Origin of the sequence: Paenibacillus taichungensis (assembly GCF_050994985.1) — a bacterium.
Classification (GTDB): domain Bacteria; phylum Bacillota; class Bacilli; order Paenibacillales; family Paenibacillaceae; genus Paenibacillus; species Paenibacillus taichungensis.
Genome location: NZ_CP194720.1, coordinates 4176504 through 4188741 on the forward strand (window position 1 = coordinate 4176504; position 12238 = coordinate 4188741).

Annotated in this window: 18 protein-coding genes; 2 read left to right on the forward strand and 16 right to left on the reverse strand. The window is 44.8% G+C overall.

The window, feature by feature from the left end; genetic code table 11:
• Positions 1–68 precede the first annotated feature (68 nt).
• From ACR1R9_RS18545 to ACR1R9_RS18575, 7 genes are all read right to left on the reverse strand, one after another.
• Positions 69–512, reverse strand: a complete 444-nt coding sequence (locus tag ACR1R9_RS18545; RefSeq protein ID WP_433956380.1) for an NUDIX domain-containing protein — start codon at positions 510–512, stop codon at positions 69–71.
• Positions 513–656: 144 nt separating this feature from the next.
• Positions 657–875 carry a hypothetical protein gene (locus ACR1R9_RS18550; protein ID WP_433923049.1) on the reverse strand — a complete coding sequence of 73 codons (219 nt, stop codon included), beginning with the start codon at positions 873–875 and terminating at the stop codon, positions 657–659.
• A 148-nt stretch (positions 876–1023) separates the two neighbouring features.
• Positions 1024–1542 carry a GNAT family N-acetyltransferase gene (locus ACR1R9_RS18555; RefSeq protein WP_076289953.1) on the reverse strand — a complete coding sequence of 173 codons (519 nt, stop codon included), beginning with the start codon at positions 1540–1542 and terminating at the stop codon, positions 1024–1026.
• 166 nt (positions 1543–1708) lie between these two features.
• Complete coding sequence (locus ACR1R9_RS18560; protein WP_217504874.1) at positions 1709–2131, reverse strand: GNAT family N-acetyltransferase; 423 nt, start codon at positions 2129–2131, stop codon at positions 1709–1711.
• A gap of 167 nt (positions 2132–2298) precedes the next feature.
• Positions 2299–2667, reverse strand: a complete 369-nt coding sequence (locus ACR1R9_RS18565; RefSeq protein ID WP_326065308.1) for a YybH family protein — start codon at positions 2665–2667, stop codon at positions 2299–2301.
• Positions 2668–2696: 29 nt separating this feature from the next.
• Entirely contained in the window at positions 2697–3206 is a 510-nt protein-coding gene (locus ACR1R9_RS18570; RefSeq protein WP_433923048.1) for an 8-oxo-dGTP diphosphatase, read from the reverse strand.
• A 269-nt stretch (positions 3207–3475) separates the two neighbouring features.
• Entirely contained in the window at positions 3476–4261 is a 786-nt protein-coding gene (locus ACR1R9_RS18575; protein ID WP_076289957.1) for a DUF3891 family protein, read from the reverse strand.
• 194 nt (positions 4262–4455) lie between these two features.
• Between ACR1R9_RS18575 and coaA the strand changes: the two genes are divergently transcribed.
• Both coaA and ACR1R9_RS18585 read left to right on the forward strand, forming a co-directional pair.
• Positions 4456–5385 carry a type I pantothenate kinase gene (gene coaA / locus ACR1R9_RS18580; RefSeq protein WP_024628283.1) on the forward strand — a complete coding sequence of 310 codons (930 nt, stop codon included), beginning with the start codon at positions 4456–4458 and terminating at the stop codon, positions 5383–5385.
• A 56-nt stretch (positions 5386–5441) separates the two neighbouring features.
• Positions 5442–5804, forward strand: a complete 363-nt coding sequence (locus ACR1R9_RS18585) for a DUF423 domain-containing protein (protein ID WP_076289959.1) — start codon at positions 5442–5444, stop codon at positions 5802–5804.
• Between the two features lie 69 nt (positions 5805–5873).
• Here ACR1R9_RS18585 and ACR1R9_RS18590 read toward each other — a convergent pair whose 3' ends face one another.
• The 9 genes from ACR1R9_RS18590 to ACR1R9_RS18630 all read right to left on the reverse strand — a co-directional run bounded on the left by ACR1R9_RS18590 (position 5874) and on the right by ACR1R9_RS18630 (position 12175).
• The gene (locus tag ACR1R9_RS18590; protein ID WP_099854902.1) at positions 5874–6425 is read right to left on the reverse strand and encodes a histidine phosphatase family protein; all 552 of its coding nucleotides are present in this window, start codon (positions 6423–6425) and stop codon (positions 5874–5876) included.
• 32 nt (positions 6426–6457) lie between these two features.
• Positions 6458–7282 carry a glutamate racemase gene (murI, locus tag ACR1R9_RS18595; protein ID WP_310852434.1) on the reverse strand — a complete coding sequence of 275 codons (825 nt, stop codon included), beginning with the start codon at positions 7280–7282 and terminating at the stop codon, positions 6458–6460.
• A 202-nt stretch (positions 7283–7484) separates the two neighbouring features.
• A complete protein-coding gene (locus ACR1R9_RS18600; protein WP_433923047.1) occupies positions 7485–7871 on the reverse strand; it encodes a hypothetical protein in 387 nt (128 codons plus the stop codon).
• Between the two features lie 227 nt (positions 7872–8098).
• Positions 8099–8767, reverse strand: a complete 669-nt coding sequence (locus tag ACR1R9_RS18605; RefSeq protein WP_433948921.1) for a GNAT family N-acetyltransferase — start codon at positions 8765–8767, stop codon at positions 8099–8101.
• 260 nt (positions 8768–9027) lie between these two features.
• A complete protein-coding gene (locus ACR1R9_RS18610) occupies positions 9028–9912 on the reverse strand; it encodes a serine/threonine protein kinase (protein ID WP_433923045.1) in 885 nt (294 codons plus the stop codon).
• Positions 9909–10493 (reverse strand): N-acetyltransferase family protein, encoded by a 585-nt coding sequence (locus ACR1R9_RS18615; protein WP_433923044.1) that lies wholly within the window; start codon positions 10491–10493, stop codon positions 9909–9911. Before ACR1R9_RS18615 ends, ACR1R9_RS18610 begins: the two co-directional genes overlap by 4 nt.
• Positions 10490–11071, reverse strand: a complete 582-nt coding sequence (locus tag ACR1R9_RS18620; protein ID WP_099854912.1) for a DJ-1/PfpI family protein — start codon at positions 11069–11071, stop codon at positions 10490–10492. The genes ACR1R9_RS18615 and ACR1R9_RS18620 overlap by 4 nt, the downstream gene beginning before the upstream one ends.
• Positions 11072–11091: 20 nt before the next feature.
• Positions 11092–11214, reverse strand: a complete 123-nt coding sequence (locus ACR1R9_RS18625) for a hypothetical protein (RefSeq protein ID WP_256336659.1) — start codon at positions 11212–11214, stop codon at positions 11092–11094.
• 40 nt (positions 11215–11254) lie between these two features.
• The gene (locus ACR1R9_RS18630; protein ID WP_433923043.1) at positions 11255–12175 is read right to left on the reverse strand and encodes an SDR family oxidoreductase; all 921 of its coding nucleotides are present in this window, start codon (positions 12173–12175) and stop codon (positions 11255–11257) included.
• Between the last annotated feature and the right edge of the window lie 63 nt (positions 12176–12238).

A 12238-nucleotide genomic window follows, 5' to 3' on the forward strand; every position in this document is an offset into this window, starting at 1 on the left:
AAAAAATTGTAATCTATCTATCACAGAATAAACGATTCTGTTCCATTTGACCAGTCCTAAAATTCAAATCAACGTAGGTTTTTATTAAAATTGTTAATCATATGCTCTGCAAATGGCGTCAACGATAACGTTCCAACCTCTTCCATAGTAAACCATTGTGCGCTCAGCGAATCTTCGCCATCCGGTTCCCTTTTGATCTCATAAGGCCGACTTTCGCTTGTCAAATATACATCGTATAGAATTCCAATATGGTGCAGCTCTTCCGGATCACCTTCGTAAACCCACTCCAATATTTTCGATTCCGCAGAACGAATCACCAATTGTAGATTGGAAAGGCCCGTCTCCTCTTCAATCTCACGATGTAGGGCGGTCTCCGGTTGCTCACCAAATTCCAACCTTCCTCCAGGCAAATCCCATCTCCCCATATAGGCTCCTCTTGCCTTATGAACTAACAGGAATTTTTGCTCCCAAGTGACTAAACCGTATACCCCCATGTGTGTGTACCGATCCATTTAAAGGTTCTTCCTCTCGTCTGAAAGATGCCTAACTTGCTCTTCCAATCTACGAATACGCTTATTCATCTGATAGAACGATGGAGTAAAAATCACCCCAATAATAATAACAATGACCCAAACACTCAAATCATCAGCCCCTATCTAAGAGTCTCCCTCCTCTAGCGAAAACCGAACAATTAGTTCTTCACCCTCAAACAACAATGCGGTTAGTCCTTTGTTCGAGCCAGATTGATGATTCTCTCCGTTAGTCCAATACGCGGCTTCTCCCGATCGTACAGCTACCCGTCCGCCTGTCTCACCTTCCACCCAACCTTCCCCTTCAAGCACCAGAAACACCTGCTCACCCACTGCTGGATGCAAACCTACACTTCCTCCTGCAGACAGTTTCAGTTGTGCTACGTGGCAGGCTGTTGTGCTTCGGAGTATCGGAGTATCGGCGTAATCTCTGCTCCCTCACTGCCATAAGCGGTAATGCTGCGACTATCCTCTGATTTCAGGCGGTATATCTTCACTTCTTGTTCTCCTCTGCCACGTTATCCAGATCCAGAGCCAAACGAATCATATCGACGCAGCGAATACCATCTTCTATAATCTCTTCTTCATAATGTTTCACAAAAAAGTCCCGGTCGACCCCTATAATGCGAAAACCGCAGCGTTGATACAGCTTCAACTGATGAAAACTTGAGTTGCCTGTCCCAATTTCTATCGTTCGACCACCGAGCTTGCGTGCTGCTTCAATCGCTTCCTTGATCATGTGTTTGCCAACGCCCTGTCCCTGTAACTCTTCCTGTACGGCAATATTAACAATCTCTACCGTCTCTGGACGCGTCTTAAGCAAAACAAACTCTCCCACCATTTCTCCTTCATATTCAGCGATAAAGCAAACACCGCGACTCAGATATTCGTCAACTATGGCTTTGGACGGATCAGCCATCAATAAAAGTTCATAAGGTTTTTCTTCTTCCCAGTCCAAAATCCGGAACGACAATTTCACACCAATCTCCACCTTTTCCTCGTACATATTCATTTACGTCCCGTTTGCAGAAGCCTATGTATGGCTAGTCACCAAATATATAACAACCTTCCGTATATAAATGTTTTAGTCTGAATTCACATTTTTCTCTTTTTATAACTTCAGGTTACTCCGGAACGATTTTTATACTTTATTTCAACCATCTATTTCACCAAATCTATTAGCTATTTACCGCTCCAGCCTGATTTTGATAATGACGAATCACCATGCCAGATGCTTTTTGCATGCCCTGTTTCTCATAGAACTCCTGGAGTTCGTTATCGCACAAAAGATCAATCATATAGAGATCACCCAGACGATTAAACATACGCTTGATGAGATCTGTTCCGATACCTTTACCCTGATACTCCGGAAGCACTTCCAATAAGGGAATATATGCACTAAGAACTCCATCTGAAATCGCTTGAATAAAGCCCACCACATTTCCGGTTTCTTCATCAATAGCCAGTTCGACAGCATAGGATTGTTCCAGCAACTTCAGAAATGTAGGCGTAGATGGAGGGTTTGGCCAACCTTCGAAAAAAGCCCCGCTAAGTTGGTCGATTTCTATTCCCTCAAGCGATTCACGAAATGTAATATCCATAATAGCAAGTCCTCTCCTTTTTAAAAGTAAACTTCATTATATCATAATATCTGGATATAAATATATAGAATTGGCTGATAAAATATGAGGCATGCATCAGATAGAAGCTTAATTATTAGCTTTATTCAAGTAGACTGTTATAACAACGCAACGTTCTATTCCTCACGTTATTCACCCGCACTTAAATGTTCATGGATTAATTTCCATTCTCCGTTGATGCCTGCAACAAATACATTGGTAGCCCGACCTTTTCCAGCAGCCAGCTGCCCTTGATACAGTCCTTTCCAGTGATAGGTATAAATACAGACTGCCTGCTCTTCGCCAGTCGTAATCCAAGTGACATCTTCTGCACGATATACCTCATCCTTGACTGTCTCCCATGCGTTTTCAAAATAAGCCCGAATTTCGTTAAGGGTAGTACAAGACGTTCCCGTAAACCAATATACGGCATCCGGTGATAACCATTTGCTTACCTCATCAAAGTCATGTGTATTTGTCGCTGTAATGTATCCTTCCAGTGCATGCTGGTATCCCATAATTTCTTCCGCCTCCTGAGCGTTTTGAATTATTTGACTATACTCTGTTCAAGAACCGAATCACTATACACCATAAACGTCTCTTTCAGTGTACGTCCGGTTGATTTCTCCCATATTACACTCCGCTCAAACGTACCTGCTTGAAAAAATCGCGGGAAACGTTCCTCAAACCAATCCTGCATAGGCAGTTCTAGCGCTTGACCTAAAGACACCCACAACAGTTCACCTTCAGGCGGCTCGCTCAGTAGCTCCCCCTCATAAGAAGTAGCCACGTAATTAAATACCATATAACGCAATCCTTGCTCCGGATCACAAAATTCATCAAGACCTTTGTATGTAATTTCTTTCACCACAAGTCCTGTTTCCTCTTTAACTTCTCGCACGGCACCATCCACAATACTTTCTGGAAAATCAACTTTCCCTCCAGGAGCAATGTATCCCGGAAATCCTTTTTGGTTGGGTCGATTCATTAATAGTACCTGATCATTTTGTTTGTCCCATATCATACACATCGTTAAAATCTCAGTTCTAATGTCCATGTTTATCCTCCCAGTTGCCTTATACAGAACCTAATCCATTGCAATTCATACATAGAATTAAGCTTATATACTTCGTTGTACACTAACACTTCTGGTACATAGATAGATTCTCCTGCTTCAATCTCTATTCCGAATCTCTCTAAACTTTCCTGATTATCTGCAACGTCAATTTTGATATAAACGCATACGAAAGACGGACACCGGAAATTTCGGAAGCCCGCCTATTTATGATGTATGCAATACTGAACCAAATATCAAATATGCGCCACTCAGCTCATGCCTGTAATTAACACCCGACGCTCTTTCCACTCGGCACGGCGATAAGCCTGCAGCAGACCAAATTTGCGAATACTTGCTTTCGGCACCGATTTGTAAGGCATAACGACTGTAAAGTCCTCATCAAACGGCACAAAAGACAATCCTACTTTCTCATTGGAAAGCCACTCGGCCTGAATGGGCTGCCTTGAACAGGCATCGAAGGTAGAGCCCAGTCCATCAGCGAAAAAATCATAACGTGCAGCAGGTGTTCCGGGTTCCTCCATACAGAGAAAAAGGCTGAGCTGATCACAAAATAGCATAATTTCTAAATCATGTTTCAGCCTAAGCTTCAACGCTTCACCACCACTAAGCTGCTGTTCCATACGTAACTGATGCTCCCGTTCATCGTTCAGATATTCCCTAATGTCTTCATCATCATTGGCGTTAGCACCCAGGTTGTTTTGAAACAAATCTGTATACATCATGCTGCACAACAACCCGGCGTACAAGTTTTTCTCCCGAACCTCTTCAATACCTTTACGGTAAAATACAAATCGTGGACGTAGCGGAAAATCACGAAACGAATACGGTATCTGACTATAATCATTCCAGAATGGAGCAGAATCCAGTTCAATCCATCCCCGATCATGCTCTTTTGCGGCAAAAATCAGATCTTCTCGATGAGCTTCATCAGTTAACAATTCCGTTTTCCAATGGGAAGCCATTTCTCCGGCTACTAGTCCATGTTCATGCTGTGCGGTCAAAACAAAATCATGCTCTCTCTCATATACGATCATTTGCTGTCACCCTCCCGCATGGTATACGTTGACTTTAACATAATTTGGTTTACAATTTCCTATAAGTTGCTTTTCATTCAACTTTCAGGGAATATACTAATGGAGCCATCAATGTAAAGGTGTTGTCAGTTCCCTGAAATTTGGTACACTAATGATTGTGCCAACATAACATTACATACAGAAAGCGGGATCTCATGAATTTATACTCTCCTTACACCGAGTTTAACCGCAAGGAATGGGCTGACTTGAAGAAATATCAGACCACTCTTCCACTAACGAAAGCGGAATTGGAACAGCTAAAGGGATTAAATGAAGAGGTATCCATTCAAGAAGTTGAGGATATTTATCTACCTCTTACCCACTTTATTGACTTATATGCAGGAGCTTCACGAGAGCTGAATCGCTTAACGGCATCTTTTTTAAAAAAAGAAGCACATCACGCTCCCTACATTATCGGTATTGGGGGCAGTGTTGCCGTGGGCAAAAGTACAACTGCCCGCCTGCTCCAGGCTATGCTTGCAAGAGGTAAAGGAAATCCCAAGGTGGATCTGGTCACTACGGATGGTTTCCTGTATCCCAATGCCGTGCTGCAAGAGAAAGGCATCATGAACCGGAAGGGATTTCCAGAAAGCTACGATATCAAGTCACTGATTCAATTCATGGGTGATGTCAAATCAGGTAAACCCGAAGTAATGGCTCCCGTATACTCCCATCTTGCCTACGACGTCATTGCAGGTGAAGAGAATGCCATATGTCAGCCGGATATCCTCATTATTGAAGGAATTAACGTGCTCCAGGTTAAAAAGGAAACCCCACTGTTGGTCAGTGATTTTTTTGACTTCTCCATCTATATCGATGCGGAAGAGGAGCATATCCGTCACTGGTACATTGAGCGTTTCAAGCTGCTACGCAATACAGCGTTTCAGAATGAGAATTCCTTCTTCCACAGTCGTTTTGCCAATCTGGAAGAAGATGAGGCTGTTCTTACGGCAAGTCAGATATGGAAAGATATCAATGCCAAAAACCTGCACGAAAATATCCTGCCAACTAAAGGACGAGCCAGACTCATTTTGAAAAAAGAAGCGGACCATTCGATTCAGCGCATTCAATTGCGTAAGCTATAAGCGTCATAATGAGCAGAAATATTCTGCTTAATACTATTAAAAGGAGACAAGACCACATGCAGACCTTGATTATACTTGGAAGTATCATGATGTTTCTTGCTGTTGCCCTTGGAGCTTTCGGTGCACATGCGCTCAAACGCAGATTGTCTGCTGACATGATCAAAATATACGAGACTGGCGTTCAGTATCACCTTGTTCACGGAATCGGAATCATCCTGCTCGGACTGCTCGCTGATCGACTGGAGCAGCCATCTCTTGTGTTGCTGGCTGGATGGTTACTATTCGCCGGCATCCTCTTGTTCTCAGGCAGTCTATATGTCCTAAGCGTAACTGGCGTTCGAAAACTGGGGGCGATCACACCCCTGGGCGGAGTAGCTTTCTTGGCCGGTTGGGTAATGTTATTAGTTGCCGCTTTGTAAAACCAACATCGTAAACTGAAAAGAGTGTTCTAGCCGATCTCAAAAATCGCTGGAGCACTCTCTTTATGTTTAACTTCGCCATATACGGCGAATGCTGTGTGTAACTTTATCCCCCTGCTGTTTTTCCAGGACATATACATCAGGATTAGATAGATTTTTCCACTCCTCGAATCCAAAGGATGCATTATGACTGCGGATGAGCAGAGATAACAGATTGCCGTGTGTAATCACAGCCCCGCTATGCTCCGGCCTGCTCCACAGCTCGTCCAGCACCTCAAGGCCCCGAGCTGTCGCCAAACGAGAAGATTCACCACCTTCTTCTGTCCAGTCTTCGTCCGTGTATGTACGTTCAAGCACATCCATCCAATTATCCAGATGAAGGGAACTAAGCACCCTTTCTTGAAGACGTTCATCCGTATGTATATGTTGCAGGACGGTTTTGCCCAGTGGGGCAGCGGTCTGAAGTGCCCTTTTCCACGGACTCGACACAATGTATTGGATTGGGTGCTCCGCCAACATCTCAGCAAGTTCTTCGGCCTGACGAAGTCCTTCATCCGTAAGCTCGGCGTCTGGTTCTTGCCCTGTTGCTTTGGCATGACGAATGAGATAAATAGCCTGCATCGCCCCTCACCTCCTGTTGATTCAATTTACATTCAATACTTCTCCAGATATTGGAGTGCAATTCTCATATTCTCCTGGTCTTCCGAACGGCCAGATGAACTAAGAAAAGTAACCTTATCCTCTGTCCACACGCCCTTTTGTTCTGCCAACCCAAGAAGCTGCTTCAAGCGGTTAACTGTTCCCGTACTACCATCAATAATCTGAATATGATCTGGCAGAACCGTACGAAGAATCGAAGTGTAGAACGGATAATGCGTGCAGCCAAGTACAACTGTACCGTATAAGTTCAGATCAAGATCAGCCAGTTTGAGGCGGAAATATGCCGCAATCTTCTGTGGATCAAAATCCAACTGTTCACACCATTCCACTAGTTCTGGTAATGGAATGGAATCAACACTATGGTGATCATCCACACGGGATACCAATTCATGATATTTCGTTTGACTCAAAGTCAGGGCTGTAGCAAATACAAGCACTCTTTTGCCGGTTCTTCGATTCATTTCCACAGCTGGTTTCACAGCAGGCTCCATCCCGATAACGGGGATATCATACTTGGCACGCAAATCCTTTACGGTCAGACTGGTCGCTGTATTGCAGGCAATCACGATCGCTTGCACATTTTCCTGAACAATAGCCTCCACACAATTGAAGATATGTCCTCTAACCTCATCGGCGGACTTGGTCCCATAAGGAACATGCAATGTATCAGCATAATACAGAAACGCTTCTTCAGGGAATTGATGCAAAGCCTTATGCAATACGGTTAAACCACCGATTCCCGAGTCAAAAAATGCAATTTTCTTCTTCAAGGGTTTCACCTCTATAACGTATTCTTTCAGGTTCCTAGAACCTCTCATTCCTGCTCATGATGACTGGGAGGTGAGTTATGTTATTCTGGGTCATCACAGACGTTAACGTTTGACGACCTGCGGTGATCGTTTCGGTTACGGATCGTTCTTTCGATCGCTGTTATCTCCAAATTTTCTTGAGCTTCTTCAGAATCGATTCCGTTCCCTCCACAACCTTCGCTGTAAGTCATGCACTAATGATGATGAGCCATTATTCTACCTTTATTTTATACTGTCTGAGCCAGTCTTTGCCACTTTGCCAGCGTTCCACAGGGTTACGCTCTCCGAGCAGCTCCGTACTTGCCTGAGCCATAAGCCATTCCTTAAGACCATTATCTGCACTGGACTCCAGTTGCTGAATCAGAACGTTCAGTCCCTCTTCACCCGTATCCAGAATCTGTGCATACGCCTCTGTATTAGCAGCAATATAGTCACCTGGATTACTGCTGGTCAGAATCTCAGTTTCGTTCACGATTTGCTGAAGATTGCTATCAATTTTCCAGCTCACGTCATGACTTTCCACCTGATTCGAGCATGCTACCAACATCCACACTGCACACAGCATCACCGTGCCGCTTGCAATACGTTTGCGAATCATGGAATCACTCCTGTCCCTGCTCAAGCTTATGAACGGCACTCTCAATAAACTCGACAAAGCTATGATCATAATTATACTCATCCCGATAGATACGGATATGCGCTACAATGACTTATTGCAGGTTCTTTTGTACAAAATTCCTAATCATTGCTGCAACAACAACTTTTGATCCCGAGTTTCAACACAGCGGATTGATGTCCTTCATTTAACACAAATGATTGCATCTTTTATGACGAAGTCGTGATGTTGAAATCCACACCAAACTGGATTAGTCCCAGTTTCCGGGCAACAGTTTGTGAAGCTATATTATCCCATGATGTACTATAGATTGGAATGCGCCCGCTCTCTTTAACATAATACTGCCAGCACTTTACCGCCTCCGCTGCATAACCCTGTCCTCTGAAATTAGGCGCCGTATACAGACTAGCCTCAGCACCCTGTTGGGATACACGGGCCGAACAACATACAGCGACAGCCGAATCCTCCATAACATAAGCAATAACGGGCATTTTTTCATGCAGATGCTCTATTAAATTAGGAAAATGCTTTTCCAGCAGAAAAGTACGATGACTCTCTATAAGCTGAACATTCGGATGCCATTCGCCGCACTTCTCGGGAAATGCATAAGCCGGGCCCATCCATACACTCTTCACTGGCTTAAACGTCTCCACTCTCCGAATCAGCTTCGCAATATCGAGCGGAAGCTCAGTGTCACAGCCTAGCTCCTCAATCAGAGTGAGCGGCAACTGCTCATGATAATAAGAGCATTGCCCGACAGAAGTTATCCCTATAAATAAGGCTGGAGCCTGCCCACCATCCGGTTCGTTAATACTTAACAGACGCTTCTGATTGTCCAACGTATACAATGTATTTGCCTGAATTTTCATCATATCCATGGGTGAAAAGTTTGAAATGGGATCCATAACTACGGTATGAACCTCTGTAATAATGGTTCGCCTACACTTCTTTTTCGAGCGTCATGCTTCTTCAGAAAATCAGTTATTAATCCTGATATCGTATATTTGCACATTGGCTATACCCCCTCATTAATTTCCATTATACGGTATATCCCGTGCAGATACGAATCAAATGTGCACAATTGCGTATGAGTAATATATTAGAGGACTTTAAAATCTAGACAGTGATTCAATATCGTTTATTGATCCTGCAGCACGGCTTTTTTCCATGCTTCACCCAATTCAGCAACCGATGTATAACGACTTGCCCGCTCAGGGTCTACTGCTCGAATAACCACCTGGTACAACGCTTCTCCCGCATCCCATCTGGCATATGAACGATCCAACTCTCCACCCAGCAGGGAGAAAGCCATCGCTCCTAAGTTGAACACATTCGTGATTCCATCCATTGGTGCACCCAATTCAAATTCCTCAGGAGACATAAACCGGGATGATCCCCACATCCGTCCCATCGTATTCGTGAAAGAGCCCTTTCGATACAAATCAATATCACATATTTTCATCGTTTGTTTGTCAAAATCATAGATCAGACTACCATCGTAAAAATCGACAGCCACATATCCTCTCCGTTGCACTTCGATGTGAAAATCCAAAATACGCTCCATCGCCTGAATACGTGTCTTTACCGAAAGATGTCTGAATCGATAATAAGGGGAACGAGGGTCCTCATACTTGGCTGGTGGTGGAAAATCCAAATGGGAATGCAGACATTCCCCTTCCACCCAATCGAATACACAGGCGTAGCCATGTTCCGTTGCAAAATGGTCTTTTAAATGAATCAAGCTGTCATGTGTCAAATCTTCGTATATGGAAACGGATGATTTCAAATAATGAATCGCTTCGGCAGGTGCACTTATACTATTCGCATGTATCGTGCATGCTCCAGCATATTTCACGAATATCCGCTTTCCGTCCAGACCCAGAATACCAAAGGACAAATTGCCGGAATCCTGCTGCTCATACACACGAAATACAGTACCCAGGCGCGCGATCCACTCGAATGAATGAGGTTCTTTTAACTCAAAAGAAATGCCGTCAAGTTCAAGCTGAACCGTGTCCGTCATAAGTCACCACCTGCTTCAACATGCTCATCGCTCATATTCAAACGACGCTCAGCATAAAAGTACGTCATATGCGCTTCATCGTAACCTTTTCCCTGAACGACCAGTGCATTGCGCTCAATGCCATAGGTTTCAAATCCATGCTGCTCATACAATCGCCTTGCTGACCCGTTTGTGGTAACCACACTGAGATTGATTTGCTCTATGCCTTCCAATTCCCTGCCCCGATCCAACACTTCGCGGAGCAAGCGGGAAGCAAGTCCACATCCACGATAAGACGGTGAGACATAAACTCCCCAGATGTATCCTTTGTGCCTCAGCTTCAGTCCATGTTCTCTTTTGAACCCCATCGTTCCTGCGAGGATGCCTTCTTCTGTATATGCACCCAGAATGTAATTTTCAGCTTCATTATGTATACCTTCCTGCACTTCACTCATGGGAAGCTGAATGGACATTTCAAATGAAGCCCCGAAGGCTTCCGGGTGATTTTTCAGCGCTTCCAGCCGTAAAGGCCAATATTTCTCTGCCTCATCTCTGCGTAAATTGCGAAGGATGAACACGTTCTCCTTTTGACCTTCATTCATGCTTCAACCACTCCCTGCATGTCATAAGGATAATCGATCTGGAGCTTCACATTATCTGCAGCTTCCTGGCCTGCAAGCAAACCTACAACATAGACCCCAAGATCAATGGACGTCGCTACCCCGCCGGCTGTAATCACATTTCCGTCTTTCACAATCCGGGTTTGAATCACCTCGGCAACGTATGGCTCAAGCAGTTCATAGACATTGGGATGCGTTGTTGCTTTTTTACCTGTTAAAAACCCCGCTGCCCCCATCAGCAGAGAGCCTGTGCACACAGATACCTTCAGTGGAACATTCTCGGCCTGTCTCAGCCAGCCCACAAAAGCCTCATCGAATCGAAGCTTGCGTGTTCCCATGCCACCAGGCACAAAAACGAGATCATATTCCGCCAAATTAGGCTTCACCCGATCCACCTTCAACGTTAGGCCTGATTCGTCCGTAACCTGATCTGTCATCGCACATGTGTCCCACGTCGTGCCTTTGGTTTGTTCAAAGAAATTCAACCGATTGATCACATCATAGAATCCTGCAAAATCAAGGAAAGTCAAACCGTCAAACAAAACAAAAGCGATTTTCATATGAAGTCCTCCAGTGTTTTTTATTTCGACGCATCCCGCTCCATAGCTTCTTTCACCCAATCACGTTCTGGTAGTTTACTGTTGATACGGAAGAGCAGACCAACAATGGATAGCAGTAAAATAATGACGATGATTTCGAACATAGCTCTTTACCCCCAGCATATTAGTTGAGTGCATTTTGCCCTACTTCAGTCCACGCGCAATAATCCACTCCAGCCATTTCCAGGGAAGCAGCAGCTTGCCGATGATAAGCAAACGCGAACCTTTGCCCAGCGCATAACGAAGCCTTGGTGCACGCATCCGTGCAATGCGAGCAATCAGATCGGCCACTTCCTGCGGATCAGGTGCAGTATTCCCAGCATGCTGGGAATAACGAAGAACCGCATCCAGCTTATCTTTATATGGAGAATGTTCGCTCCTGTGAATTTCACCCAAACCTTTACTCCATATGGGTGTGCGATAAGCACCAGGCTCTACGAGCACAACCCGGACGCCGAACGAAGACATCTCATGACGCAGACTTTCCGTGAAACCTTCCACGGCGAATTTGGATGCAGCATACGGCGCATAACCTGGAAAACCGGACAATCCACTGACGCTGGACAAGTTGATGATTAATCCCTGCTTTTGCTCACGCATGACAGGCAGGACCGCACGTGTAACGGCAATCAAGCCGAACAGATTCGTTTCCATTTGCCGACGCCAATCATCCATGGATACTTCCTCAATAAATCCGCCAAGTGCAAATCCTGCATTGTTCACCAGCATATCGATCCGCCCATAGTTTTGAAGTACCGTCCGAACAGCCTCCTGCACCGAATCAGCATCCGTCACATCCAGCCGAATAACCTGTAACCGATCCGAAATGCCCGCCTGCTCCGCCAACCTTGCCAATTCCACATTCCGACTCAAATCTCGCATCGTTGCCACAACACGATATCCTTGCTTAGCCAGCGTAACCGCCGTAAGCATACCGAACCCACTCGATGTACCCGTTATTAACGCCACAGGGGCGTTTGGGTTGAACTCTTTCGATTTCCCCACGGTTGAACCTGTTTCGCCCTGTATATGATCGTCCTCTGTCTGTATCTTCTGTTCTGTCATCTGCTTCACCTCTTCCCTCGATGGATTTAGTAGATTTATTATCGTTAACACTATCATCAAAAC

What these genes read in the sequence shown, in the direction of transcription:
- ACR1R9_RS18545 (WP_433956380.1), bottom strand. Translation starts at nt 512, where the DNA reads ATGGATCGGTACACACACATGGGGGTATACGGTTTAGTCACTTGGGAG.
- ACR1R9_RS18555 (WP_076289953.1), bottom strand. Translation starts at nt 1,542, where the DNA reads ATGAATATGTACGAGGAAAAGGTGGAGATTGGTGTGAAATTGTCGTTC.
- ACR1R9_RS18560 (WP_217504874.1), bottom strand. Translation starts at nt 2,131, where the DNA reads ATGGATATTACATTTCGTGAATCGCTTGAGGGAATAGAAATCGACCAA.
- ACR1R9_RS18565 (WP_326065308.1), bottom strand. Translation starts at nt 2,667, where the DNA reads ATGGGATACCAGCATGCACTGGAAGGATACATTACAGCGACAAATACA.
- ACR1R9_RS18570 (WP_433923048.1), bottom strand. Translation starts at nt 3,206, where the DNA reads ATGGACATTAGAACTGAGATTTTAACGATGTGTATGATATGGGACAAA.
- ACR1R9_RS18575 (WP_076289957.1), bottom strand. Translation starts at nt 4,261, where the DNA reads ATGATCGTATATGAGAGAGAGCATGATTTTGTTTTGACCGCACAGCAT.
- coaA (WP_024628283.1), top strand. Translation starts at nt 4,456, where the DNA reads ATGAATTTATACTCTCCTTACACCGAGTTTAACCGCAAGGAATGGGCT.
- ACR1R9_RS18585 (WP_076289959.1), top strand. Translation starts at nt 5,442, where the DNA reads ATGCAGACCTTGATTATACTTGGAAGTATCATGATGTTTCTTGCTGTT.
- ACR1R9_RS18590 (WP_099854902.1), bottom strand. Translation starts at nt 6,425, where the DNA reads ATGCAGGCTATTTATCTCATTCGTCATGCCAAAGCAACAGGGCAAGAA.
- murI (WP_310852434.1), bottom strand. Translation starts at nt 7,282, where the DNA reads ATGAGAGGTTCTAGGAACCTGAAAGAATACGTTATAGAGGTGAAACCC.
- ACR1R9_RS18600 (WP_433923047.1), bottom strand. Translation starts at nt 7,871, where the DNA reads ATGATTCGCAAACGTATTGCAAGCGGCACGGTGATGCTGTGTGCAGTG.
- ACR1R9_RS18605 (WP_433948921.1), bottom strand. Translation starts at nt 8,767, where the DNA reads ATGGATATGATGAAAATTCAGGCAAATACATTGTATACGTTGGACAAT.
- ACR1R9_RS18610 (WP_433923045.1), bottom strand. Translation starts at nt 9,912, where the DNA reads ATGACGGACACGGTTCAGCTTGAACTTGACGGCATTTCTTTTGAGTTA.
- ACR1R9_RS18615 (WP_433923044.1), bottom strand. Translation starts at nt 10,493, where the DNA reads ATGAATGAAGGTCAAAAGGAGAACGTGTTCATCCTTCGCAATTTACGC.
- ACR1R9_RS18620 (WP_099854912.1), bottom strand. Translation starts at nt 11,071, where the DNA reads ATGAAAATCGCTTTTGTTTTGTTTGACGGTTTGACTTTCCTTGATTTT.
- ACR1R9_RS18625 (WP_256336659.1), bottom strand. Translation starts at nt 11,214, where the DNA reads ATGTTCGAAATCATCGTCATTATTTTACTGCTATCCATTGTTGGTCTG.
- ACR1R9_RS18630 (WP_433923043.1), bottom strand. Translation starts at nt 12,175, where the DNA reads ATGACAGAACAGAAGATACAGACAGAGGACGATCATATACAGGGCGAA.